18 protein-coding genes are annotated in these 24,000 nt (G+C 72.7%); 10 read left to right on the top strand and 8 right to left on the bottom strand.

Annotated elements, in window-relative coordinates:
- Nucleotides 1-372: 372 nt before the first annotated feature.
- Entirely contained in the window at nt 373-3,708 is a 3,336-nt protein-coding gene (locus ACFYT4_RS00090; protein WP_389263627.1) for a S8 family serine peptidase, read from the top strand.
- A 109-nt stretch (nt 3,709-3,817) separates the two neighbouring features.
- Here the strand turns inward: ACFYT4_RS00090 and ACFYT4_RS00085 are convergent, their stop codons facing one another.
- Together ACFYT4_RS00085 and ACFYT4_RS00080 are read right to left on the bottom strand one after the other, a co-directional pair.
- The gene (locus tag ACFYT4_RS00085) at nt 3,818-4,792 is read right to left on the bottom strand and encodes a hypothetical protein (protein ID WP_389263625.1); all 975 of its coding nucleotides are present in this window, start codon (nt 4,790-4,792) and stop codon (nt 3,818-3,820) included.
- A gap of 1 nt (nt 4,793) precedes the next feature.
- The gene (locus ACFYT4_RS00080; RefSeq protein ID WP_389263623.1) at nt 4,794-5,330 is read right to left on the bottom strand and encodes an RNA polymerase sigma factor; all 537 of its coding nucleotides are present in this window, start codon (nt 5,328-5,330) and stop codon (nt 4,794-4,796) included.
- A gap of 190 nt (nt 5,331-5,520) precedes the next feature.
- On the opposite strand from ACFYT4_RS00080, the gene ACFYT4_RS00075 reads away from it, so the two are divergent.
- The gene (locus ACFYT4_RS00075; protein ID WP_389263621.1) at nt 5,521-6,552 is read left to right on the top strand and encodes an aspartate-semialdehyde dehydrogenase; all 1,032 of its coding nucleotides are present in this window, start codon (nt 5,521-5,523) and stop codon (nt 6,550-6,552) included.
- Between the two features lie 130 nt (nt 6,553-6,682).
- On the opposite strand, the gene ACFYT4_RS00070 is transcribed toward ACFYT4_RS00075, so the two are convergent.
- A complete protein-coding gene (locus ACFYT4_RS00070) occupies nt 6,683-7,213 on the bottom strand; it encodes a DUF1203 domain-containing protein (RefSeq protein WP_389264226.1) in 531 nt (176 codons plus the stop codon).
- A gap of 170 nt (nt 7,214-7,383) precedes the next feature.
- On the opposite strand from ACFYT4_RS00070, the gene pepN reads away from it, so the two are divergent.
- From pepN to ACFYT4_RS00045, 5 genes are all read left to right on the top strand, one after another.
- Nucleotides 7,384-9,966: an aminopeptidase N gene (gene pepN / locus ACFYT4_RS00065; RefSeq protein ID WP_389263619.1), complete on the top strand. Its 2,583-nt coding sequence runs from the start codon at nt 7,384-7,386 to the stop codon at nt 9,964-9,966.
- A 1,234-nt stretch (nt 9,967-11,200) separates the two neighbouring features.
- Complete coding sequence (locus tag ACFYT4_RS00060; protein ID WP_389263617.1) at nt 11,201-12,649, top strand: sensor histidine kinase; 1,449 nt, start codon at nt 11,201-11,203, stop codon at nt 12,647-12,649.
- Nucleotides 12,646-13,062 (top strand): roadblock/LC7 domain-containing protein, encoded by a 417-nt coding sequence (locus ACFYT4_RS00055; protein WP_389263615.1) that lies wholly within the window; start codon nt 12,646-12,648, stop codon nt 13,060-13,062. Before ACFYT4_RS00060 ends, ACFYT4_RS00055 begins: the two co-directional genes overlap by 4 nt.
- Nucleotides 13,059-13,415, top strand: coding sequence for a DUF742 domain-containing protein (locus ACFYT4_RS00050; RefSeq protein WP_389263613.1), 357 nt, complete (start codon nt 13,059-13,061; stop codon nt 13,413-13,415). The genes ACFYT4_RS00055 and ACFYT4_RS00050 overlap by 4 nt, the downstream gene beginning before the upstream one ends.
- Nucleotides 13,396-14,016, top strand: a complete 621-nt coding sequence (locus tag ACFYT4_RS00045; RefSeq protein ID WP_389263611.1) for an ATP/GTP-binding protein — start codon at nt 13,396-13,398, stop codon at nt 14,014-14,016. The genes ACFYT4_RS00050 and ACFYT4_RS00045 overlap by 20 nt, the downstream gene beginning before the upstream one ends.
- Here the strand turns inward: ACFYT4_RS00045 and ACFYT4_RS00040 are convergent.
- Entirely contained in the window at nt 13,916-14,998 is a 1,083-nt protein-coding gene (locus ACFYT4_RS00040; RefSeq protein ID WP_389263609.1) for an EamA family transporter, read from the bottom strand. The genes ACFYT4_RS00045 and ACFYT4_RS00040 overlap by 101 nt on opposite strands.
- A 135-nt stretch (nt 14,999-15,133) precedes the next feature.
- Here ACFYT4_RS00040 and ACFYT4_RS00035 point away from each other — a divergent pair, with 135 nt between their 5' ends.
- Nucleotides 15,134-15,661, top strand: coding sequence for a MarR family winged helix-turn-helix transcriptional regulator (locus ACFYT4_RS00035; protein WP_389263607.1), 528 nt, complete (start codon nt 15,134-15,136; stop codon nt 15,659-15,661).
- Nucleotides 15,662-15,943: 282 nt separating this feature from the next.
- Here the strand turns inward: ACFYT4_RS00035 and ACFYT4_RS00030 are convergent, their stop codons facing one another.
- The 3 genes from ACFYT4_RS00030 to ACFYT4_RS00020 all read right to left on the bottom strand — a co-directional run bounded on the left by ACFYT4_RS00030 (nt 15,944) and on the right by ACFYT4_RS00020 (nt 18,628).
- Complete coding sequence (locus tag ACFYT4_RS00030) at nt 15,944-16,177, bottom strand: hypothetical protein (protein ID WP_389263605.1); 234 nt, start codon at nt 16,175-16,177, stop codon at nt 15,944-15,946.
- A gap of 123 nt (nt 16,178-16,300) precedes the next feature.
- Nucleotides 16,301-18,424 carry a 4-alpha-glucanotransferase gene (malQ, locus tag ACFYT4_RS00025; protein ID WP_389263603.1) on the bottom strand — a complete coding sequence of 708 codons (2,124 nt, stop codon included), beginning with the start codon at nt 18,422-18,424 and terminating at the stop codon, nt 16,301-16,303.
- Complete coding sequence (locus ACFYT4_RS00020) at nt 18,425-18,628, bottom strand: hypothetical protein (protein WP_389263601.1); 204 nt, start codon at nt 18,626-18,628, stop codon at nt 18,425-18,427.
- Nucleotides 18,629-18,905: 277 nt separating this feature from the next.
- On the opposite strand from ACFYT4_RS00020, the gene ACFYT4_RS00015 reads away from it, so the two are divergent.
- Entirely contained in the window at nt 18,906-21,836 is a 2,931-nt protein-coding gene (locus ACFYT4_RS00015) for a beta-N-acetylglucosaminidase domain-containing protein (RefSeq protein WP_389263599.1), read from the top strand.
- 147 nt (nt 21,837-21,983) lie between these two features.
- Here ACFYT4_RS00015 and ACFYT4_RS00010 read toward each other — a convergent pair whose 3' ends face one another.
- The gene (locus tag ACFYT4_RS00010) at nt 21,984-22,520 is read right to left on the bottom strand and encodes an HNH endonuclease (RefSeq protein WP_389263597.1); all 537 of its coding nucleotides are present in this window, start codon (nt 22,518-22,520) and stop codon (nt 21,984-21,986) included.
- Nucleotides 22,521-22,784: 264 nt separating this feature from the next.
- Here ACFYT4_RS00010 and ACFYT4_RS00005 point away from each other — a divergent pair, with 264 nt between their 5' ends.
- Nucleotides 22,785-23,876, top strand: a complete 1,092-nt coding sequence (locus tag ACFYT4_RS00005; protein ID WP_389263595.1) for a mechanosensitive ion channel family protein — start codon at nt 22,785-22,787, stop codon at nt 23,874-23,876.
- The last annotated feature ends 124 nt before the right edge of the window (nt 23,877-24,000 follow it).

The raw sequence follows: 24,000 nt of genomic DNA, 5'->3' as shown, positions 1-24,000 counted from the left end.
TCGACTCGGTCGGCTGAGGGGACCCGGACGGGGGGCCACGGGTTGACCGGCGGCGGTGAGTTGAGCGGGTACCGGACATTCCTCCGCGTCACCGTAGGGTCACCGGCCGGACCGAGGACAGGCGCGCGGGGCCCGTCGACCGGCGAGGGCCGCTGACGGCCCCGGGCCGTATCCGCGCCGCGAGGGCCGCCCCGGCGTACGACTTGTTCCCGATGGCGCATCGTCCGCGCTGGCGGGTGTACGCCATGGACACATCACACACCCGTCGGCTCTCCACAAACACCCGCCCCGTACGCAAGGCTGAGCGGTCGTCCGACACCGCAATCCGGACTGGCTCCACCCCCACAGGGAACCGTTTCCTCACCCACAGGGATGCTGATGACCCCCCACCCCCCGAACTCCATACCCGGAAGTTCCCCACCCGGGCGCAGACGACGCGCGGTCCGCATCGGGGCAGCCGCCTCGCTGGTGGCCGCGCTGGTGGCGATAGGAATGGCCCCCGCCTTCTCCACCGCGCCCGCGGACGACCCGGTGGCCACCCCCGGGACCAAGGCGGAGCTGGATCCGGCGGAGAAGAAGATCGGCGCGGCCGACCTCGAACTGCTCGCCGACGCCGAGGCCAAGGGCGACAAGAGCGTCACCGTCATGGTGGCCACCGCCCCCGGGGCGACCGAGCGGGTCGCCGGCCAACTGGACGCCGTCAAGGGCGCCATGGTCGGCAGGACCGACGACAAGCTCGGCTATGTACGGGCCACACTTCCCACGGCGAAGGCGGAGAAGGCCCTCCGAGCAGCCGCGAAACTCCCCGCCGTGCACGGCATCGACCTCCGGCACGAGGTCGTGCTGGACGACCCGGTCCCGGCCGCCGACAGCACCCGGGCCTCGGGCAGGGCGGCCCGGCAGGGCGTGGCCCACCCGGCGCCCGGACCCGCCACCCCGGCGAAGAACCCGTACAACCCGTCCTTCGAGACGGGCGCGGTGGACTTCGTCCGGGAGAACCCCCGCTACGACGGCCGCGGTGTCACCATCGGCATCCTGGACTCCGGCATCGACCTCGGGCACCCCGCGCTCCAGCGGACCACCACCGGCGAACGCAAGGTCGTCGACTGGGTCACCGCGACCGATCCGGTCGCCGACCGTGACGGCACCTGGCGCCAGATGCGGCTGGAAGTGAACGGTCCGACGTTCCCCGTCAACGGCCGCACCTACACCGCCCCCGCCGGCTCGTACCGCTTCGGTCTCTTCGCCGAGAGGGCCACCCTCGGCGGGGACATGGCCGGAGACCTCAACCGCGACGGTGACACCACCGACGTGTGGGCGATGCTGTACGACCCGGCCGCCGGCACCGTCCGCGTCGACCTCGACGACAACGCCGACTTCACCGGCGACACCGCGATGAAGCCGTACAAGGACGGCTTCCAGATCGGCTACTTCGGCACGGACGACCCGGCCACCCCGATCGCCGAACGCATCCCGTTCGTCATCGAGATCCGCAAGGACGTCGTCCACAACGACGCGGGCGACACGGCGGACTACGTGAGCATCGGCGTCATCGAGGGCTCGCACGGCTCGCACGTCGCCGGTATCACCGCCGCCAACGGACTGTTCGGCGGCCGGATGAACGGCGCGGCCCCCGGCGCCGAACTGGTCTCCTCGCGGGCCTGTTCCTGGGGCGGCGGCTGCTCCAACATCGCCCTCACCGAGGGCCTGGCCGATCTGGTCGTCAACCGTGGTGTGGACATCGTCAACATCTCCATCGGCGGTCTCCCGGCGCTGAACGACGGCGACAACGCCCGCGCGGAGCTGTACAACCGGCTCATCGACGCCTACGGCGTCCAGCTGGTGATCTCCGCGGGCAACGACGGACCGGGCACCAACACCATCGGCGACCCCGGTGTCGCCGACAAGGCGATCTCCGTCGGCGCGTCCATCTCCCGGGAGACCTGGGCCGCCAACTACGGCTCACAGGTGGCCGCCCGGTACGCCATGATGCCGTTCTCCTCCCGCGGCCCGCGCGAGGACGGCGGCTTCACCCCCACCGTCACCGCGCCCGGATCGGCGATCCAGACCACCCAGACCTGGGCCCCCGGCGGCCCGGTCAGGGAGGCCGGCTACACGCTGCCGCCCGGCTACTCGATGATCCAGGGCACCTCGATGTCCTCGCCGCAGGTGGCGGGCGCGGCCGCGCTGCTGCTGTCGGCCGCCGGGCAGCGCGGTATCGCGCTCACCCCGGCGAAGCTGCGCACCGCGATCACCAGCACCGCACGGCCGATCCCCGGGGCGAAGGCCCATGAGCAGGGCGCCGGGCTGATCGACGTCGTGGACGCCTGGGAAGCCGTCGAGGACGGTGCCGCCGCGCACGAGTACAAGGTGAAGGCCCCGGTCGACACCGCGATCGACGACGCGCTGCGGACCCCGGGCTTCGGCACCGGCCTCTACGACCGCGACGGCGGCCTGCGGCCCGGGCGGACGAAGACGTACGACATCACCGTCACCCGTACCACCGGCCCCGAGGGCTCGCTCTGGCACGACCTCGACTGGAAGTACGGCGACGGCTCCTTCCGGCTGCTCGGCGGCGACCGGGTCCGGCTGCCGCTGAACCGGCCGGTGACCGTCCCCGTGCAGGCCCGGCCGGGGACGGAGGGCGTGCACAGCGCCATCCTGGAGGTGGACGACCCGCGGACCGAGGGCGTCGACAAGCAGATCCTGGCGACCGTCGTCGCCGCGGCGCCGCTGGCGTCGCCGTCGTACGCGTACTCCGCGCGCGGCTCGGTGGACCGCAACAGCCACCGGTCGTACTTCGTCACGGTGCCGGAGGGCGCGAAGACGCTGGAGGTGGCGCTCGGCGGACTCGCGGCGGGCAGCCAGACGCGGTTCATCAGCATCCACCCGCACGGGGTGCAGATGGAGGACAGCGCGACCGTCAACTGCTACCCGGACTACCCGAACCCCGCCAACACCTGCCGTCCGGACCTGCGGTCGTACACCGACCCGGCGCCGGGCGTGTGGGAGATCGAGGTCGAGTCGAGGCGTACGTCCCCGCTGCTGAGCAACCCGTACCGGCTGGACGTCACCCTGGTGGGGGCCGACTTCGACCCGGCCGTCAGGACGCTGCCGGAGGCGAAGGCCGACACCCCGGCCCCCGTCGGCTGGAAGGTCACCAACCGCTACGGCACCGTCGACGGCAGGCTGGAGGGCGGCTCGCTGGGCTCCGCGAAGGTCACCCGGCCGTCCATCGGGAACGGTGACACCCAGGAGACGACCGTCACCATCGGTGAGGGCGTCGAACGCCTGGACGTCGCCATCGGCGGAGTGTCCGACCCGAGCGCGGACCTGGACCTCATCGTCTACCGCGAGGGTGTGCAGGTCGGCCAGGCCGCGGACGGGGACTCGGAGGAGTCGGTCAGCCTGACCGACCCCGCTCCGGGCGTCTACACCTTTGTGGTCGACGGCTACTCCGTGCCCTCGGGCACGACCGAGTACGACTACCGCGATGTCTACTTCACGCCCTCTCTCGGACGGCTGACGGTCGGCTCGGCCAAGCCGGTCAGACTGGGCACCGGCGAGTCCGCGGAGGTCGGCGCCGAGGTCGTGGTCGCGGGCGCGGCCCCCGAAGGCCGGCGGTTCTTCGGTGAGGTCCGGCTGGTCAACGCGCGCGGCACGTCCGCGGGCGCGGGCAGTGTGGTGATCGGGAAGGTCGTCCCCTGACCCCGTCCTCCGGGGTTCCGGCGAACCCCGGAGGACTCGCGGGGGCGGGCGTCCACGACGGGCGCCCGCCCTCTCGCGTACCGGGCGGGTGCCCGGGCCCGCTGCGCCGTCATCCCGCGCCGGGACAGGGGAGGTCGGCGTCTCCGGCGAGCCCCTCGGTCACCCACGAGCGGCCCGACGGGATCTCCGCGCCGGTGTAGTAGCTGACGCCCTCCTCGGGGAGCCGCGACACGATCACCAGCAGGCGCGTCCCCACCAGGACGTTCGCGGTCTCCTCCCGCGGTACGAGGAACTCCTGCTCCTTCGGGCCCGCCGCCGGCTTCAGATAGCTCTCGACCTTCAGTACCACACGGGTGCGTCCGGGCACGGACTCGGTACGGACCACGGTGCCCTCGGCGATCAGCCGGGCGCAGGCCGTGTACCCCTCGGCGGTGAGCTTCGCCGACTCGGCGTCGGCGGCCCCGCCCCGGGCCGCCTGGTACTGGACGCCGATCCCGATGCCCGCGAGGGTGGCGAGAACGGCGGCCGAGGCCGCGAGCGCTGCCGCCAGACGGCGGCGCCGCTTCGGCCGGGGGCCCCGCTGCGGCACGGGCCTGAGCCCCGGGCCCGGCTGCGACCGTGGCCGGGGGTCCGGCCGCGACGGCGAGCGGGGGTCCGGCCGGAGGTCCGGCTCGGGGGACGGGCCCGGCCGCCGCGGTGGCTCCTCACGGGCCAGCGCGTCGCCGATCAGCCGGAGCTGCTCGCCGAGGATCCGCATGTCCCGCGCGGCGGCGGCCGCCCCGCTGTCCCCCTCGGCGGGTGACTCACCCAGCAGGACCGCCATCAGCGCGTCGTCCGCGCCGGGCTCCCCGACGGCCGGTCCGTCGCCGAAGCCGCTGTCGGAGCCGTCACCGAAGCCGTTGTCGAAGCTGTTGTCGGAGCCGTCGCCGGATCCGCTGTGGGGGCTGCCATGGGCCGCGCCGTGGGTTCCGCCGCCGGGCCCGTCGTCCGGCCGGCTGCCCGGTCCGCCGCCGGACCGGTGGTCCGGTCCGCTCTCGCGCGCGTCGCCGAATCCGCCGCGGCCGTCGATGCCGTCCTTGGACATGTCAGACCACCTCGTCCGTGTGGAGCCGGCTGCGCATCGCCTTCGCCGCCGCGTGGAGCCGGCTCTTGACCGTTCCCTCGGGCAGTCCGAGTTCCCGTGCGATCTGCGGCACGGTGAGATCCGCGTAGAACCGCAGGACCAGCACCTGCCGCTGCGCCTCGGGGAGCGCGTCCAGACCGTCGGCGACGGTGAGCGCGAGGAGCCGGGCCTCCTGGCCGCCCTGGCTCTCCGCGCTCCACACCTTGAGCGCGGCGAGCCGTGCGCCGGTGCGCTCCCGGCGGCTGCGCTCGCGGTGCCAGTCGGCGGCGAGGTTCGACGCCACGACCGCGGCCCAGGCGCCCACGTCCCGAGGCGGTTCCTTGCCGCTCGCCCGGCGCTCCAGCAGACGCAGCCTGACCTGCTGCACCCCGTCCGGCAGATCGGCGTACGGCACCCCGCCGAGCGCGAGGACGGCGCATACCCTGCCGACCTGCGCCGGAGTGAGAGGGTCCTCTCCCCCGCCCCTCCCTCCGCCCCACGCTCTGCCGCTGCTCAGCAAGGCTGCCTCCCCACGATGCGTTTCCCCTACGACGCGGGAACCGGGTGAATCGTTCGCCCGACCCGGCACGTCGGCCATGGTCTGCGTCACACATCCCGCCCGTTGGACAATGGACTGGACAAGTCGGCCGTGGGGATACGCATCATGGAACGGAACCCAGGCCAGTCAGATCAGTACGAAGGAGTCTTCCGTGAGGGTCGGAATCGTCGGAGCCACCGGTCAGGTGGGCACAGTCATGCGCGGGATCCTCGCGGAGCGGAAGTTCCCGGTCGAGGAGCTGCGGCTGTTCGCCTCGGCCCGCTCGGCGGGTTCCGTCATCGAGTGGGAGGGGCAGTCGATCACGGTCGAGGACGCGTCCGCCGCGGACTACTCCGGCCTGGACATCGTCCTCTTCTCCGCGGGCGGCTCGACCTCCCGGGCGCTCGCCGGGAAGGTCGCCGGACAGGGCGCGGTCGTGATCGACAACTCCTCCGCGTGGCGGATGGACCCCGAGGTGCCGCTGGTCGTCTCCGAGGTCAACCCGCACGCGGCGAAGGACCGCCCCAAGGGCATCATCGCCAACCCGAACTGCACCACGATGGCCGCGATGCCGGTGCTGAAGCCGCTGGCGCTCGAAGCGGGCCTGGTGTCGATGGTCGCCACGACCTACCAGGCCGTGTCCGGGTCCGGTCTCTCCGGCGTCGCCGAGCTGGACGGCCAGATCAAGAAGACGGCCGAGCACGCGGCGGCCCTCACCCACGACGGCGGGGCCGTGGACTTCCCCGAGCCCGCCGTCTACAAGCGGCCCATCGCCTTCAATGTGCTCCCGCTCGCCGGCAACCTCGTCGACGACGGCTCCTTCGAGACGGACGAGGAGCAGAAGCTCCGCAACGAGTCCCGGAAGATCCTGGAGCTGCCCGGTCTGAAGGTGTCCGGCACCTGTGTGCGCGTGCCGGTGTTCTCGGGGCACTCGCTCCAGGTGAACGCGCGGTTCGAGCGTCCGCTGAGCGTCGGGCGCGCGTACGAGCTGCTGAAGGACGCGCCCGGGGTGGAGCTGTCCGAGATCCCGACGCCGCTCCAGGCCGCGGGCAAGGACGCGTCGTACGTGGGCCGGATCAGGGCGGACGAGACGGTGGAGCACGGTCTCGCGCTGTTCGTGTCCAACGACAACCTCCGCAAGGGTGCGGCGCTGAACGCGGTGCAGATCGCGGAGCTGGTGGCGGCCGAGCTGAAGGCCCGGTAGCACTCCGGTCCATCCGGCCCCCGGCCCCCGGCACGCACCCCGCGCGCCGGGGGCCGCTCCGTCCCCCGGCGCGCGGGTTCCTTCCCCGGGCTACCGGGCTACCGGGCTACCGGGCTACCGGGCTACCGGGCTACGGGGCTACGGGGCGCTCGACCAGGAAGTGGAAGCAGCCGTACTCCACCGCGCGGACATGGACGAGAGCCACCGCCGGGTCGGCGAACGCCTCCGCCAGGGCCGCGTCGAACGCGGGCGCGGGGTCCTCGGGGATCTCCAGGAGGTGGCCGCCGGCGATACGGCCGTCCGTGGTGTAGCGGCGCAGAACGCGGAGGGCGCCGGCGCGGACGAAGGGAAAGCGGGTGTCGGCGGGGTCGGGGTCCCCGCAGGGCCCGGCGTGGATGAAGACCGGGCCCTGTTCGTCGTACGCCCCGGGCCTCGCACCGGACCGGGCGGCCCAGCGCCGCAGGGGCGCGTACGAGACGAGGGCGAGGGACTCCCCCGCGCGGCTCGGCCGCAGACAGCACCGCAGCGGCGCGCCGCCCTCGTGGTCGGTGAAGGGGACGCAGGGGCGCCCGGCGTCGTCGGTGACCCGGAGCCGGTCGAGGGCCCCGGGCTCGATCGGGACGGCGTGGTACCGCTCGGCAGGCATGGGTTCAGCAGTCATGGGCTCGGTGGTCATGCAGTGAGCCTCCCCCGGAAAGCCAGAGGATTCCGGCGGAAATCGGACATGACGTTCGCCCGCCCGCGCCCGGCTCCACTCGGCGGCGGGCACCCCGCACCCCATGGAAGGATGGCGGAAACCGTCACGAAATCCGTCGTCCACGAGGAGACCGCGTGCCCGGCACGAATCTGACCCGCGAAGAGGCGCAGCAGCGCGCGCGCCTGCTCAGCACCCATGCGTACGAGATCGACCTCGATCTGAGCGGGGCCCAGGAAGGGGGTGTCTACCGGTCGGTGACGACCGTCCGCTTCGACTCCGCCGAGGCGAACGCGGAGACGTTCATCGATCTGGTCGCCCCCGCCGTGCACGAGGTCGTGCTGAACGGCAAGTCGCTGGATGTCGCCGCCGTGTTCCGGGACTCGCGGATCCAGCTGAAGCATCTGCACCAGGGACCGAACGAGCTGAAGGTCGTCGCGGACTGCTCGTACACCAACACGGGCGAGGGACTGCATCGCTTTGTCGACCCCGTGGACCAGCAGGCGTATCTCTATACGCAGTTCGAGGTGCCGGACGCGCGCCGGGTCTTCGCGAACTTCGAGCAGCCGGACCTGAAGGCGACCTTCCGGTTCACCGTGAAGGCCCCCGAGGGATGGACGGTGATCTCCAACTCGCCGACGCCCGGGCCCGAGGCCACCGAGGACAACGTCTGGCGCTTCGAACCGACGCCCCGGATCTCCACGTACATCACCGCGCTGATCGCCGGGCCGTACCACTCGGTGCACAGCAGCTACGAGAAGGACGGGCAGTCCGTACCGCTGGGCATCTACTGCCGGCCGTCGCTGGCGGAGTTCCTGGACGCGGACGCGATCTTCGAGGTGACGCGGCAGGGCTTCGACTGGTTCCAGGAGAAGTTCGACTACGCGTACCCGTTCGCCAAGTACGACCAGCTGTTCGTGCCGGAGTTCAACGCGGGCGCGATGGAGAACGCGGGCGCGGTCACCATCCGCGACCAGTACGTGTTCCGCTCCAAGGTGACGGACGCGGCGTACGAGGTACGCGCGGAGACGATCCTGCACGAGCTGGCGCACATGTGGTTCGGCGATCTCGTCACCATGGAGTGGTGGAACGACCTGTGGCTGAACGAGTCGTTCGCCACCTACACCTCGATCGCCTGCCTGGCGTCCGCGCCGGGCTCGCGGTGGCCCCACTCGTGGACGACGTTCGCGAACTCGATGAAGACCTGGGCGTACCGCCAGGACCAGTTGCCGTCCACGCACCCGATCATGGCGGAGATCCGGGATCTCGACGACGTCCTGGTGAACTTCGACGGAATCACCTATGCCAAGGGCGCCTCCGTCCTGAAGCAGCTGGTGGCGTACGTCGGCCAGGACGAGTTCTTCCGGGGAGTGCAGGCGTACTTCAAGGAGCACGCCTTCGGCAACACCCGGCTGAGCGATCTGCTCGGCGCCCTGGAGAAGACCTCCGGGCGCGATCTGAAGACCTGGTCGCAGAAGTGGCTGGAGACGGCGGGCATCAACATCCTGCGCCCGGAGATCGAGGTGTCCCCCGAGGGGCACGTCACCTCGTTCGCCGTACGCCAGGAGGCTCCTGCGCTGCCCGCGGGGGCGAAGGGCGAGCCCACCCTGCGCCCGCACCGGATCGCGATCGGCTGCTACGACCTCGACGGCGGCGGCAAGCTCGTCCGTACGAACCGGATCGAGCTGGACGTCGACGGCGAGCTGACCGATGTGCCGTTCCCGGCGGGCACCGCCCGTCCCGCCGTGATCCTGCTGAACGACGACGACCTGTCGTACGCCAAGGTCCGGCTGGACGAGGAGTCGCTGAAGGCGGTCACCGAGCACCTCGGCGACTTCGCGGAGTCGCTGCCGCGTGCCCTGTGCTGGGCCTCCGCCTGGGACATGACACGGGACGGCGAGCTGGCGGCGCGGGACTATCTCTCGCTGGTCCTGTCCGGCATCGGCAAGGAGTCCGACATCGGCGTGGTGCAGTCGCTGCACCGCCAGGTGAAGATGGCGATCGAGCTGTACGCGGCGCCGGCGTGGCGCGAGAGGCTGCTGGGCCGCTGGGCCGACACGGCCCTGGAGCATCTGCGGGCGAGCGAGGCGGGCGGTGACCACCAGCTGGCGTGGGCGAGGGCGTTCGCCGCGGTGGCCCGCACGGACGCGCAGCTCGATCTGCTGAGCGGTCTGCTGGAAGGCTCGCAGTCGATCGAGGGGCTGGCCGTGGACACCGAGCTGCGCTGGGCGTTCGTGGAGCGGCTCGCGGCGACCGGGCGCCTCGACGAGGACGGCATCACGGCGGAATACGAGCGGGACAAGACGGCCGCGGGCGAGCGGCACGCGGCGACCGCGCGCGCCGCGCGGCCGACGGCGGAGGCGAAGGCGGCGGCCTGGGCATCGGTCGTGGAGAGCGACACCCTGCCGAACGCCATGCAGGAGTCGGTGATCGCGGGCTTCGTCCAGACCGATCAGCGCGAGCTGCTCGCGCCGTACACCGAGAAGTTCTTCTCGGCGGTCAAGGGCGTGTGGGAGTCCCGGAGCCATGAGATGGCGCAGCAGATCGCGGTCGGGCTGTACCCGTCGTTGCAGGTGTCGCAGGCCACGCTGGACACGACGGACGCCTGGCTCGCGTCGGCGCAGCCGAACGCGGCGCTGCGGCGGCTGATCTCGGAGTCCCGGGCGGGCGTCGAGCGGGCGCTGAAGGCCCAGGCGGTGGACGAGGCGGCCGCGGGCTGATCCGCGGACGTCCGGCGCCGCGGGCGGGCGGCCGTGCCGCGCCCGCGGCGGGGCGCCGCCGACCGCCGCCGGCCGCACACCACCGGCTGGTCAGGCGCCTGACACCGGCCGGTGGGCATCGGTAGGTGGGGCGCCGTACAAGGGGCACGCGACGACGGCAGACGGGGTGCGGCCCCGCCGCGTGAGGCGTCCGGCATCGGGCGGCGCCGCAGGGCGCAGCACGGTCGCCGCAGGGGCGCCGACCAGGCGATTGGCATCGCAGGAGCGTGAGCGGCTCCGGTCTTCAAGGACCGGAGCCGCTCTCCGTGGGTCATCCTCGGCCGGGCCCGGCAGGAGATGCCCCTGCCGGGCCCGCCCGAGGCGCCGCTCGTGCACTCCGTTTCCCCTCGGGCTCGCCCGGCCCCCGCGCCCCGCAGGGCTGCCGCATCCGGTCCGGGAGCCGCGCCTCCGGTCCGTCCGGCTACCGGGGGACGGACGGGCCCCGAGCCGCCGGGTCGAGGTAGGTATCGCGTCGCGATGACCGCGGGGCGGCGAGAACGGGTCGAGCGCCGCCCGGAACTCCCTGGGCCGGAGGAACAGCAGGCCCGGGAGCCCTTCTCCGGCCTGGAGGTGTCGGAGCCGGAGCCGCCGCGGGTGCGGTGAACCGGTGCCCGGCACCGCCGGAGCCCGCGGCACCCCTGCCCTGGACCCATGGGGCCTGTGGTACTGGTGAGGCTTGAGGGACGAATGGTGTTTGCGGAACGGGTGAGGTTTGCGGGAGGCGAGAGGTCCGTACGGACGGACCGCGCGCGGGCGTACGCCCCCGACCGGCCACCGTCCGGCCGGAGTCCGCATGCCGGACTCCGGACCGAACACCTCTTCGGACGGCGGCCGGTGAAGGCCCCGCTCCGGATGCGCCCGGCCTCCCCGTGAGGTCCGACAGGGCCCGCCGTATCGATCGGTTCGCAGCTCAGCGCCCCTCCGAGCACTTCCGTACGGATTCCGCTTGAGCCCCGTGGCCGCGACGGCGGCCGCCCTCGGGGCCGGGACGATCACCGCAACTGACACCCGTTCTAACTTGGCTGAAAATAGTCGATTGTCAGTCCAGCCCCCACGGCCCCAGCGCCTTCGCAGATTTCAAGCGCATACATCCCGCCAAATCATTGACCTCCCGTCATCTCCCGTAACAAGACACGGATATGCTTCCGGACCGTCGTCTTATGATCATTCCCGTTCCGATGGTTTGAGGGTGCTGATGGTTCGACAGGAAACGTCGACCGGAAGTCCGCGGCGCGCGGCCTCCCCTGCGTGGCTCGTGCCCGTTGTCGTCACCGCCGCCGCCGCGGCGGCCGCCGCGTCCCTGGTCCCCGATTCGGCGCGTGCCGCCGTGATCTGGGTGGGTGTCGTCGCCGTGGTCGCGGTCGCGGTCGCCTGCCTGGAAGCGGTCCGCCGCGGCCGGCAGGTGGAGGCCGGGCGCGCGAGGCTCGCCGAGCTGGAGGCGGTGCTGTCGTACCGCCAGGCCGAGACCGCGCGGCTCTCGGGGCAGTTGCTGCCGGAGGTGATGGAGCGGCTCCGGCGGGGCGAGTTCCCCGAGGACGTCCTGGAGTCGATCACCGCTCCGGCCGAGCACCACGCCGTCCTCAGCTCCGTCCTCGACGCGGTCGTCGCCGCGGAGGACCTGCGTGAGTCCGCGCAGCGCGCCTTCGTGAACATCGCCCGCCGTGTGCAGGCGATCGTCCACCAGCAGGCGCAGGAGCTGCGGGACATGGAGGACCGGCACGGCAAGAACCCCGAGGTCTTCGGCGATCTGCTGAGGATCGACCACGGCACCGCGCTGATCGGCCGGCTGGCCGACTCCATCGCCGTGCTCGGCGGTGCGCGGCCCGGCCGCCAGTGGAGCAGAGCCGTTCCCCTCTACAGCGTGCTGCGCGGCGCGATGTCGCGGATCATCGACTACCAGCGTGTGGAGCTGCACTCGGTCTCCGAGGTCGCCGTCGTCGGCAACGCCGTCGAGCCCCTGATCCACGCGCTCGCCGAACTGCTCGACAACGCCACCCGGTACTCGCCGCCGCAGACGCGGGTCCACCTCACCGCCGTCGATGTGAACTCGGGCATCGCCGTCGAGATCGAGGACGGCGGTGTGAGCATGAGCGAGGAGGCCCGCAAGCGCGCCGAGCGGATGCTCCGCCAGGCCCAGGAGGGCATCGACCTCAACGACCTCGGTGAGACTCCTCGCCTCGGTCTCGCGGTGGTCGGCCGGCTGGCCCAGGCGTACGGATTCCAGGTGTCACTGCGCTCGTCGGCCTACGGCGGAGTGCGCGCGGTCATCGTCGTACCGAAGGAGCTCATCACCACCGTCGCCTCGGCGACGGGCCTCGCCCACGGCATCGGCGCCTCCTCGGGGCCGCGTGCCAACGGCACGCCCGTCCTCGAACCGCGCCCGGTCACCCATGCCGCCGCCCCCACGATCGCGGACATGATGACGACGAAGGACGACGACATACCGGTCGTGACCGAGCGGACGCCGACCGGCCTGCCGCAGCGCCGCCGCAAGGGCCCCTCCACCCCGGCCCCCGTCGTGACCGTGCCCGAGCCCGATTCCAAGGATGCACCCGCGGTGCAGCCCGGCATGTGGCTGGCGGCGTTCCAGAACGGCCTGGCCGGCGAGGATCCGCAGACGAACAAGGGGAGTACGCAGCCATGATTCAGCAGCAGTCCAACCAGACCAACATGGACTGGATGCTCAAGGACCTGGCGGAAGGCGTACCGCAGACCAGACACGTGGTCGTGTTGTCCGCGGACGGGTTGCGCATGGCCCAGTACGGAGCGGACAACGACACGGCCGACCGGCTCGCCGCCGCCTGCGCGGGGCTGCAGAGCCTGGCGGGCGCGGTCGCGGCCGAGCTCCCGGGCAGCGACGGCCGGATGCACCTGGTCGTCATCGAGATGACCGGTGGCTTCTTCTATCTGATGGCGGCGGGCTCGGGCGCGTTCCTCGCGGTGCTCGCGGACGAGGGCGTCGACGCCGGGCTGATGGGCCAGCGGATGCGCGACCTCGTCCTGCGCATCGGCGAGCACCTCAGCGCCCCGCCCCGGCAGGACAGGCAGTCCGCGTGAGCAAACCGGGGGACTGGGAAGAGGGCAGCCCCGAGCGGCTCTACGTCATCACGGGCGGCCGCAGCGGCTCACAGGTACCGGCGACGCTCGACCTGGTCACGCTGATCGTGGCCAAGTCGGGCCCCCGGCACGGAATGCAGCCGGAGCACGCCGCGATCATCCGGCTCTGTCAGGCGCCGCTCTCGGTGGCCGAGATCTCCGCCTATCTGAGGCTTCCGGTGAGCGTCGTCACCGTACTGCTCGGCGATCTGCTGCTCGACGAGCAGGTGATCGCCCGCGCACCGGTCCAGCCCGCTCTACTCCCCGACCGCGCGTTGATTGAGGCAGTGATCGATGGACTTCAGAAGCTCTGACCAGGCCGTGGGGCCGCGCAGCGAGGACGCGCTGCCGGAGACGGCCACCGCCGCGGTCAAAGTGGTCATCGTGGGCGGCTTCGGTGTCGGCAAGACCACCCTGGTCGGCTCGGTGAGCGAGATCAGGCCGCTGACCACCGAGGAGACCATGACCCAGGCCGGGGTCGGCGTCGACGACCTCCAGGGCGTGGAGCGCAAGACCTCGACGACCGTGGCCATGGACTTCGGCCGGATCAGCATCAACGACGAACTGGTGCTGTACCTGTTCGGCACCCCCGGTCAGGAACGTTTCTGGTTTCTGTGGCGGGGCCTGTTCGAGGGTGCGTTGGGCGCCGTCGTCCTCGTCGACACCCGCCGGCTGGAGGTCAGCTTCGACGTCATCGGGCGGCTGGAGGAGCGACGGGTGCCCTTCGTGGTGGCCATCAACTCCTTCCCGGACGCGCCCGCCTATCCCGTGGACGAGATCCGGGGAGCGCTCGACCTCCCCGAATCGGTGCCGATCATCGACTGTGACGCACGGCTGCGGCGTTCGAGCCGTGATGTGCTGATGTCGCTGATGCGGTATCTGCAGAATCTCGCGGTGTCGGCCGAGGCGTCGTAGCGGCGGTCCCGGCGGTCGTACGGGGAGTGTGCCGGGCACGGGATGCGCCGGACTCCCCGTGGGACCGCCCGCGGGACCTGGCGGGGACCCTTCCGCGGGGCACTCCCTGACCCCGGCCGCGGCGCCCGTGCGGGCGGGGCTGGAGCTGTCCCGCCAGCGTCGCCCCGAACGCGATCGCCATGCCCGCCAGTTGTACGGCGGTGAGTGCCTGCCCGAGCGCGGCCCATCCGATGACGGCCGCGGTGAGCGGTGACAGCGGGCCGAGGAGTGTGACGGACGTGGCGGTCAACTGCTCGACGCCACGGAACCAGAGCCAGTAGCCGACGGCGGTGTTGGCGAGTGCCAGATACAGGTACCCGGCGAGGTTCGTGCCGTCGAGCGCGGGCGGCGCGCCCTCCACCAGGAAGGCGATCGGGGCGATCAGCAGGCCGCCCGCGGTGAGCTGCCAGCCCGTCATGGCCAGCGGGCCGACGCCCTCGGGGCGGCCCCAGCGCTTGGTGAGCACGACGCCCGCCGACATCGAGGCGGAGGCCACGAGGCCCGCCAGCACGCCGACGAGGTCCAGCGCCGCTCCGGCGCGCAGCACCACCAGGCTCACTCCGAAGGTCGCGGCGATCGCCGCGAGCAGCGTGCGGGTCCTGGGCTTCTCCCCCAGCAACAGCGCCGCCAGGCCGACGACGAACAGTGGCCCGACCGAGCCGACGACGGCGGCGACCCCGCCGGGGAGGCGGTAGGCGGAGAGGAAGAGCAGCGGGAAGAACGCCCCGATGTTGAGCGCTCCCAGAACGGTCGCCCGCCGCCACCAGGCGCCGCGCGGGAGGACGCGGGTGAGCGCGAGGAGCAGCAGTCCCGCGGGCAGGGCCCGCATCAGCCCGGTGAACAGCGGCCGATCGGGCGGCAGGAACTCGGTGGCCACGAAGTAGGTGGAGCCCCAGGAGACCGGGGCCAGCGCGGTCAGGGCGATGACGGCGGCGCGATTCATGGAAAGCCTCCCGGGCCAAGTAAGTCAGTCACAAGTAGCTCATAAGTAAGCTACTTGCAGACAAGCGTCTTAGTGCTCACTAGCTCTCTACTCGCTTGTTTGCGGAACACCTGCCCGTCGCCCGATAATTCCCCCATGGCGTTCCGCTCCTCCTCCAGGCCTCCGCCCGCCCCCGACGCGGTCGACGCGATCGTCGACCAGTGGGCCGCGGTCCGCCCCGACCTGGACACCGCGCCCATGGCCGTCTACGGGCGGATCCACCGGATCTCCCGCGCCATGGGAGACCGGACCGAGAAGGAGTACGCGCGTTTCGGCATCAGCCGGGGCGAGTTCGACGTCCTGGCGACGCTGCGCCGTTCGGGAGAGCCGTACACCCTCTCACCGCGCCAGTTGTCGGCGACGCTCATGCTGACCACGGGCGGGATGACCGGGCGGCTCGACAAGCTGGAGAAGGCGGGGCTGCTCACCCGCAGTCCGGACCCGAACGACCGGCGCGGGCTGCGGATCACCCTCACCCACCGCGGCCTGGACGTGGTCGACCGGGCGGTCGCCGCGGGCCTCGCCCTCCAGCACGAGGCGTTCGCGTCGGCGCTGTCCGAGGAGGAGGGCGCGCAACTGGACGGCCTCCTCCGGAAACTGCTGCTGGGCTCCGACGCCCGGTAGGCACGGTGTTCGCGACGGGCCGTGCCCCGGTACCCGGCGACCCGAGGCCTGGGGCTCGTGCCGACGCGTGACCCGTAACCCGTGACCGTGCCGACCCGGGACCGCATGGCCGAGGGTGGCCGGTGGCCGCGGCCCCGCGACCGTGACGGCCCCGCACACCCGCGCCCCGGCCCGCCCGGACACGACAAGGGCGCCCCGGAGTGCGTGTGCACACCGGAGCGCCCGTGAGAGTCTCAGTGAGCCCCGGGGGTCCGACCCCCGAGGGCCCGATCGGTCATCGGGCTACTGGGGCAGCTTCTTGGACTTGTCGAAGATCATCACCAGGATCACGATCCCGAGGAAGATCGCCAGCGGCGTCAGAACGAACAGGCCCAGCGTCTCCATCAGGCTCAGGCCCTGGCCCGGGTCGTCGCCGTCGTCGCGCGTCAGGGCGAGCGCGGGCGACGACATGAGCAGCATCATCAGCGTCGTACCGGCCGCGACGGTGCCGGCGCGCATAGCGTTCTTCTTGTCCACGGTGCCAACGTAGCGAACCCCCGATCCGGGCGCGCGCCCGGGGTGCCGTATGGCGGGGCGGAGGGGCCGGCCACCGGAGCCGTACGACGTGCGCACCGGGTGCGTACGGGGAGGCCGCGGAGGTCAGCGGGGCTCCCCGACGGGCGCCTCGCGCGGGCCGAACACCTCCATCAGGGCGTGCAGCCGCGGCGAGGCGGTCAGTTCCTCCAGGGTGAGCGGGCGGCCCTCGGCGTCCGCGATCGGCAGCCGCCAGTTGGGGTACTGGTCCCAGGTGCCGGGCAGATTCTGCGGGCGGCGGTCACCCACCGCGTCCGGCAGCCAGACGCCGACCAACCGGGCGGGCGTACGCAGCAGGAAGCGGTGGACCGCCCGGATCCGGCCCTCCTCGTCGCCGGTGCCCTCGGGCAGCAGCTCCAGACCCTTGAGAAGGCCGATCCACTCGGCGACGTCCGCCAGCTCCCTGGTGCGCTCCCGCTCCAGGGGCTGGGCGAGCAGCCCGAGCCGGCCGCGCAGCTCGACGTACTCCCCCGTCAGCCGGGCGGCCGTGGGCGGCAGGTCGTGGGTGGTCACGGTCGCCACGCAGCCCTCGCGCCAGCTCTCCGGCGGCAGCGGAAGGCCCGTACCGGCCCAGTCGCGCTCGAACCAGAGCACCGAGGTGCCGAGCACACCCCGGCGCGCGAGGGCCTCCCGGACACCCGGCTCGACCGTGCCGAGGTCCTCCCCCAGGACGACGGCGCCCGCGCGGTGGGCCTCCAGGACGAGGACGGCGAGCATCGCCTCGGCGTCGTAGCGCACATAGGTGCCCTCGGTGGGCGCACCGCCCTCGGGGACCCACCAGAGGCGGAACAGCCCCATGACGTGGTCGATCCGCAGCGCGCCCGCGTGTCTGAGCAGGGCGCGCAGGAGATCGCGGTAGGGCGCGTATCCGGACGCGGCGAGTGTGTCGGGGCGCCAGGGGGGCAGACCCCAGTCCTGGCCGTGGGCGTTGAAGCTGTCGGGGGGCGCGCCGACGGACATGCCGGAGGCGAAGACCTCTCCCTGGGCCCAGGTGTCCGCGCCGGCCGGGTGGACCCCGACGGCCAGGTCGTGGACGATGCCGACGCCCATGCCCGCCTCACGGGCGACCCGGCCGGCCGCTTCGAGCTGGGTGTCGGTGAGCCAGGCGAGCCGGGAGTGGAAGTCGACGCGGTCCATCAGCTCGTGCCGGGCGCGGGCGGTCGCCGAGGAGCGCGGGTCGCGCAGCCCCTCGGGCCAGGTGCGCCAGTCGGGGCCGTGGACCTCGGCGAGGGCGCTCCAGGTGGCGTGGTCCTCCAGCGCGCGGCCCTGGCCGGCGAGGAAGTCCCAGTAGGCGGCGCGGCGGCCCGGCCCCAGCGGGACGCGGCACACCAGCTCCAGCGCCTCGCGCTTGAGCGCCCACACGGCGTCCCGGTCGATCAGCTCGCCCCTGTCCAGGACGGCTTCGCGCAGGGTCGCGCCCGCGCGGCGCAGCTCCTCCAGCCGGGTCCGGGCGGATCCGCTCACATACGCGTACTCGGGGACTTCCTCGACGCGCAGATGAACGGGGTCGGGGAACCGGCGCGACGAAGGGCGGTACGGGGAGGGGTCGGTGGGTGATTCCGGGGCGCCGGGAAGGGCCGCGTGCAGGGGGTTGACCTGGACGAATCCGGCGCCGAGCGCCCGCCCGGACCAGGTGGCCAGCTCCGTCAGGTCGCCGAGGTCGCCCATGCCCCAGGAGCGGCTGGAGAGCAGGGAGTAGAGCTGGACGAGGAATCCGTACGACCGCTCGGGGGGCTCGGGGGCGCGTGAGGGCGCGACGACCAGGGTGGTGCGGGCCGTGCGGCCGTCGAGGGCCTCGGCCGTCAGCCGGTGCACCCCGTACGGCAGGTCGCTCCAGGGGCCCTCCCAGGGCGGGCCCTGGCCGGCTCCGGCCGGGTCACCGGCGGCGGGGTCGCCCGCCGCCTCGCCGCTCTCCAGGGCGAGTCGCAGGACCGTGCCCTTCGGCAGTCCGAGGTCCGGGGTGCCGTCGTCCTCCCGCCAGTACACGACCGCCGGCGGCAGCAGCCGGGCGTCGGCGGCCGCCTCGGCGCGGTCGAGCGCCTCCCGGACCTCCCGGTCACCGGTCGCGTCGACGCCGAGCGCGGCGAGGACCGCGACGACGGTGGGTTCGGGGACGGGGACGGTCACGCCTTCGGAGGGCGAGAAGGCGGTGGCGACTCCGTGCAGCGCGGCGAGCCGGTCAAGGCTCATTCAGACTCCTGGGGACTGGGTCCCTCCGGCCGAACCGGGAGCGGTCGGCTCACTGGTGAGGGGGGTGCTGTCGGCGAGTGGGGGTTCGCTGGTGAGCGGGGCGGGGCCGGGGAGCGGGGGTTCACTGGTGAGCGGCCCGGGGATCGAGTCGATCCCCGGCACCTGTTTGGACAGGGCGGACAGAAGGAGGTGGGCTGCGGCCACGGCGATCACTCCCAACGGACGGTAACGGGTCTCCGCAGCCCTACCCAGCGGGCGCGGCGGCAGACGTACACGATCAGGCAACGTGTCCCCCATCACCTTCCGTTCCCGGTGGGCCGGTTGGCCGAAAACCGGCCGTCCGCCGGAACAGTCTGTTTCGTCTCTACTCCCCGGACCAGGCAAAAGGCACAGAACGGCCACCCACGTTGACACTTCAGGACGGGGGTGATGGGCTCGTTATCTGTTGGAGACATTTCGAGGACTCCGAGGGGAGACGAGCGTGCGGCTCGGACGCGGAAGGCGTACGGCCACGGCCGTCGCGGTCGCCGTCATCGGCGGTCTCCTCGGCGGTACCCACAGCGCCTCCGCGGCTCCGGGGGACCCCGGCGCCCCCGCCGGCACCACGGAGAACCCCACGAGCGAGGGGGCGGTTCCCCCGGTGTGGCCGCGACCGCAGTCGATGCGCGCGGCCGGCCCCTCGGTGCCGCTGGGCGACCAGGTCACCGTCCTCGCGGACCCCGGAGCCGACCCGCACGCCGTCGCGCTGGCCCATCAGCTGCTGCGCGACGCCGGCGTCCGGACCCTGTACACCGCGCTGCCCGGCCGCGGACCCGTGCTGCGCCTCGGCGGCACGGGCGCGCAGGACGCGCTGCGGGCCCTACGGGTGGCCGAGCGGGCCGACCTGCCGGTGGGCGGGTACCGGCTGGCGACCGGCCGGGTCGGGGGCCGGGACACGATCGCGCTGGACGGCGTCGGCGAGGACGGCCTGTTCCACGGCGTCCAGACACTGCGCCAGCTCGTCACCGGCCCGCAGGGCACAGGCAGGACGGTCGCAGGCGTCGTCGTCCGCGACTGGCCCGGCACGGTGGTACGCGGAATGACGGAGGGCTTCTACGGGGAACCGTGGAGCCACGCGCAGCGGCTGGCCCAGGTGGACTTCATGGGCCGTACCAAGCAGAACCGCTACCTCTACGCCCCCGGTGACGACCCCTTCCGCCAGGCGCGCTGGCGCGATCCCTATCCGGCGGCCAAGCGCGCGGAGTTCCGCGAGCTGGCCGACCGGGCCCGGCGGAACCATGTGACGCTCGCCTGGGCGGTCGCTCCCGCGCAGGAGATGTGTCTCGCCAAGGACGAGGACGTCAGGGCGCTCACCCGCAAGATCGACGCGATGTGGGCGCTGGGGGTGCGGGCGTTCCAGCTGCAGTTCCAGGACGTCAGCTACAGCGAGTGGCACTGCGACCGGGACGCGGAGGTCTTCGGCCGCGGCCCCGAGGCGGCCGCGCGGGCTCAGGCGCGGGTGGCGGGCGCGGTCGCCGAGCATCTGGCACGGCGCCATCCGGGCGCGGAGCCGCTGTCGCTGATGCCGACGGAGTTCTACCAGGAGGGTGACACGGAGTACCGGCGCGCCCTCGCGGAAGAGCTGGACTGGCGGGTCCAGGTGGCGTGGACGGGCGTCGGCGTGGTGCCGCGCACGATCACCGGCCGTGAACTGGCGGGCGCCCGTGAGGCGTTCGAGCATCCGCTGGTCACCATGGACAACTACCCGGTCAACGACTACGCGCAGGACCGGCTGTTCCTCGGCCCGTACACGGGCCGGGAACCCGCCGTGGCGTCCGGCTCCGCCGCGCTGCTGACCAATGCGATGGAGCAGGCGTCCGCGTCCCGTATCCCGCTGTTCACCGCCGCCGACTTCGCCTGGAACCCGAAGGGCTACCGCCCCCAGGAGTCCTGGCAGGCCGCCATGGACGACCTCGCCGGCGGTGACGCCGAGGCCCGCGCGGCGCTCGGCGCGCTGGCGGGCCATCACGCCTCGTCGATCCTCGACCCGGCCGAGTCCGGCTACCTCAAGCCCCTCCTCGACGACTTCTGGCGTACGCGTACGGGCCCCGACACGGCGGCCCGCGACCGGGCGGCGGCCGCGCTGCGAGCCGCGTTCACGGTCATGCGGCAGGCCCCGGCGAACCTCACCCGGCCCGCCGGGGGCCGGCTGGACGACGAGGTACGGCCGTGGCTGGACCAGCTGGCCCGGTTCGGCCGGGCGGGCGAGCTGTCGGTCGACATGCTCCTGGCCCAGTCCCGCGGCGACGGCGAGACGGCCTGGCGGGCCTCCCTGGAGCTGGAGAAGGTGCGCAAGGGACTGGCGGCGAGCCGGGCCGTGGTCGGCAAGGGTGTGCTGAACCCGTTCCTGGTACGGGCCGAGAAGGAGTCCGCCGCCTGGACGGGCGCGGCGCGTGCCGCGAGGACCGCGGGCGACGACACGGTCTGGCTGGACCGCGCCCGCCCCGTGAGCACGGTCACTGCGATGACCGTCCCCGGGGCTTCCCCCGGCCGGCTGGAAGCCCATGTTCCCGGCGAGGGCTGGCGTTCCCTGGGCGGTCTGTCCCCCAGCGGCTGGACGCAGGCCGACACCAAGGGCCTGCGGGTGGACGCGATACGCATCGCCTCCGACGGGCCCTCCCCCGTCACCGTACGGTCCCTCGTGCCCTGGTTCGCCGACGAGCCCGCGGCCGGGCTGGAGCTCGTACGCACCGAGACGGACGCGGAGATCGGCGGCGCCCCCCAGCGGACGGACGTCCGCCTGACCGCACAGCGCCCCGCGACCGTCCAGGGCACGCTGACCGCGAAGGCGCCCGCGGGGATCAAGGTGACGGTTCCCCGGCAGACCACTGTCCCGCGCGGACTGCGGACAACGGTCCCGGTACAGGTCTCCGTCCCCGCGGGCACCCCCGCCGGGGAGTACCGGGTGCCCCTCTCCTTCGCGGGCCAGGAGCAGACCCTGACGGTCCGGGCCTTTCCCCGCACGGGCGGCCCCGACCTCGCGCGCGCCGCGGGCGCGTCGGCGGCCTCGTCCGGCGACGAGACCCCCGACTTCCCGGCCTCCGCCGCACTCGACGCGGACCCCGCCACCCGCTGGTCCTCCCCCTACGAGGACGGCGCCTGGTGGCAACTCCAGCTCGCCTCGCCCGCCCGCGTCGGCCAGGTCGTCCTCCACTGGCAGGACGCGTACGCCAAGCGCTACCGCATCCAGGTCTCCGCCGACGGCCGCACCTGGCGCACCGCCGCCACCGTCACCGACGGCAAGGGCGGCCGCGAGTCCGTCCGCCTCGACGCCCCCGCCACCCGCTTCCTCCGCATCCAGGGCGACCAGCGGGCGACCCGCTTCGGCTACTCCCTCTTCTCGGTGGAGGCCTACGCGGTGGCGGAACCGTAGGGGGTGGGGGGGTCGAGGGGCCGTGGGGATGCGGTCCCACGGCCTACCCGGTCGAGCACGATCGACCGTCGACACCCACTGAAGGCCCCCGGTGGGGCCCCGGACGGAGTCTGGGGGAGAATCGAACCCCCAAAAAAAGAAGCCCTCTCAGGCGGAGATGCCGTCGATTCGGGCCATTGCGTCTTCCGCGCCGTACGGTTGCAGGTATGGGAGCCAGCGCGGGTCCCGGTGTCCCGTGCCGATGATCCGCCAGGCGAGGCCGCTCGGCGGTGCGGGCTGGTGGCGCAGGCGCCAGCCCAGTTCGCGGAGGTGGCGGTCCGCCTTGACGTGGTTGCAGCGGCGGCAGGCGGCCACCACGTTGTCCCAGACGTGCTTTCCGCCACGGCTGCGCGGGATGACGTGGTCGACGCTGGTTGCGACGCCACCGCAGTACATGCAGCGCCCGCCGTCGCGGGCGAAGAGCGCTTTGCGGGTCAAGGGGACGGGCCCCCGATAGGGGACCCGGACGAACCGCTTCAGCCGTACGACGCTGGGTGCGGCGATGACACGGGTCGCGCTGTGCATGAAGGCGCCGGACTCCTCGAGGCAGAGAGCCTTGTTCTCCAGGACGAGGACGAGCGCGCGGCGGAGCGGTACGACGCCGAGGGGCTCGTACGACGCGTTGAGGACCAGGACGTGCGGCACGGTTGATGCCTCCTTGTACGCCGGCGGCGCGTGGCTCGCGCCGGGACGATCTGCTCTCAGTCTCTCCTCCTGCCTGGTCCGAGCGCCACCACCGAGCGGTAACGGGCTCGAAGTGTTTTCAACCACATCACATATAACGACCACCTCCCCCGGTGTTCATCCCCAGGTGAGCCTTGTCTCTCCCCCGGCTGTGGCAACGGTGTGGACGAGATGCCCCGTTAGGGTGGTTGATCCGCCGTAAGCAACACCTGGAGGTTCGCCCTCGTGACCGCAGTCTGGTCATCTCTCTCCCTGGCCGTCGATCCGTCGGCCCCCGCTCCGGGGCCGGTCACTCTCGACGAGGCCGCCGAGAAGGCGGGGAACGCCGCCGGCTGGGTGGAGGAGAACTGGTCCACCTGGTTGAACACGGGTCTGCGTATCGCGCTGATCCTGGTCGTCGCGCTGGTGCTGCGGATGCTGGTGCGCCGGGCCCTGACGAAGCTGATAGCGCGGATGAACCGTTCCGCCCAGGCGGTGGAGGGCACGGCACTCGGAGGGCTGCTGGTCAACGCCGAGCGGCGGCGTCAGCGTTCCGAGGCGATCGGGTCGGTGCTGCGTTCGGTGGCGTCGTTCCTCATTCTGGGCACGGCGGGGCTGATGATCCTCGGTGCCTTCCAGATCGATCTCGCGCCCCTGCTGGCGTCTGCGGGTGTGGCGGGCGTGGCGATCGGTTTCGGCGCGCGGAACCTGGTCACGGACTTTCTCTCCGGAGTGTTCATGATCATGGAGGACCAGTACGGGGTCGGCGACTCGATCGACGCGGGTGTGGCCTCGGGCGAGGTGGTCGAGGTCGGCCTGCGGGTGACGAAGCTGCGCGGTGACGACGGCGAGATCTGGTACGTGCGCAACGGCGAGATCAAGCGGATCGGGAACCTCAGCCAGGGCTGGGCGACCTCGACGGTGGACGTCACGGTCCGTCCGTCGGAGGATCTGGACCGGGTTCGCGCGGTGATCGGTGAGGTCGCGGACGAGCTGGCGAAGGCCGAGCCGTGGAACGAGCAGCTCTGGGGTCCGGTGGAGACGCTGGGTCTGACGGAGGTCCTGCTGGAGTCGATGACGGTCCGGGTGGCGGCGAAGACGATGCCGGGCAAGGCGCTGGGGGTCGAGCGGGAGCTGCGCTGGCGGATCAAGCGGGCGTTCGACGCGGCGGGCATCCGTATCGTCGGCGGGCTTCCGGCGGTGGAGGAGGCCGCCCCGGCGCCGGATCCGGCGGCGACGATCTCGCCGCCGTCGGCGCTGGCGAGCCCGGTGTCGCCGCAGTCGCTGGCGGCGTCGCCGATACCGCAGCCGACGTCCCCGCCGAACCTGACGAAGTAGGGCGGACCGGGAACGGGGGGGGGGGGGGGGGGGGGGGGGGGGGGGGGGGGGGCGGGGCGGGGGGGCGGCGCGGGGGGGGGGGGGGCGGCGGGGGGGGGCGGGGCGCGGGCGCGCGGGGGGCGGG

The organism is Streptomyces sp. NPDC004609 (genome assembly GCF_042873655.1).
Taxonomy (GTDB): domain Bacteria; phylum Actinomycetota; class Actinomycetes; order Streptomycetales; family Streptomycetaceae; genus Streptomyces.
Note: the sequence above shows the minus strand (reverse complement) of the source record. Positions and strands in the feature narration are given on the sequence as shown.

Coding starts and splice junctions, on each gene's coding strand:
- ACFYT4_RS00090 (WP_389263627.1), top strand. CDS start 373: ATGCTGATGACCCCCCACCCCCCGAACTCCATACCCGGAAGTTCCCCA.
- ACFYT4_RS00085 (WP_389263625.1), bottom strand. CDS start 4,792: ATGTCCAAGGACGGCATCGACGGCCGCGGCGGATTCGGCGACGCGCGC.
- ACFYT4_RS00070 (WP_389264226.1), bottom strand. CDS start 7,213: ATGACTGCTGAACCCATGCCTGCCGAGCGGTACCACGCCGTCCCGATC.
- ACFYT4_RS00060 (WP_389263617.1), top strand. CDS start 11,201: ATGGTTCGACAGGAAACGTCGACCGGAAGTCCGCGGCGCGCGGCCTCC.
- ACFYT4_RS00055 (WP_389263615.1), top strand. CDS start 12,646: ATGATTCAGCAGCAGTCCAACCAGACCAACATGGACTGGATGCTCAAG.
- ACFYT4_RS00045 (WP_389263611.1), top strand. CDS start 13,396: ATGGACTTCAGAAGCTCTGACCAGGCCGTGGGGCCGCGCAGCGAGGAC.
- ACFYT4_RS00040 (WP_389263609.1), bottom strand. CDS start 14,998: ATGAATCGCGCCGCCGTCATCGCCCTGACCGCGCTGGCCCCGGTCTCC.
- ACFYT4_RS00035 (WP_389263607.1), top strand. CDS start 15,134: ATGGCGTTCCGCTCCTCCTCCAGGCCTCCGCCCGCCCCCGACGCGGTC.
- malQ (WP_389263603.1), bottom strand. CDS start 18,424: ATGAGCCTTGACCGGCTCGCCGCGCTGCACGGAGTCGCCACCGCCTTC.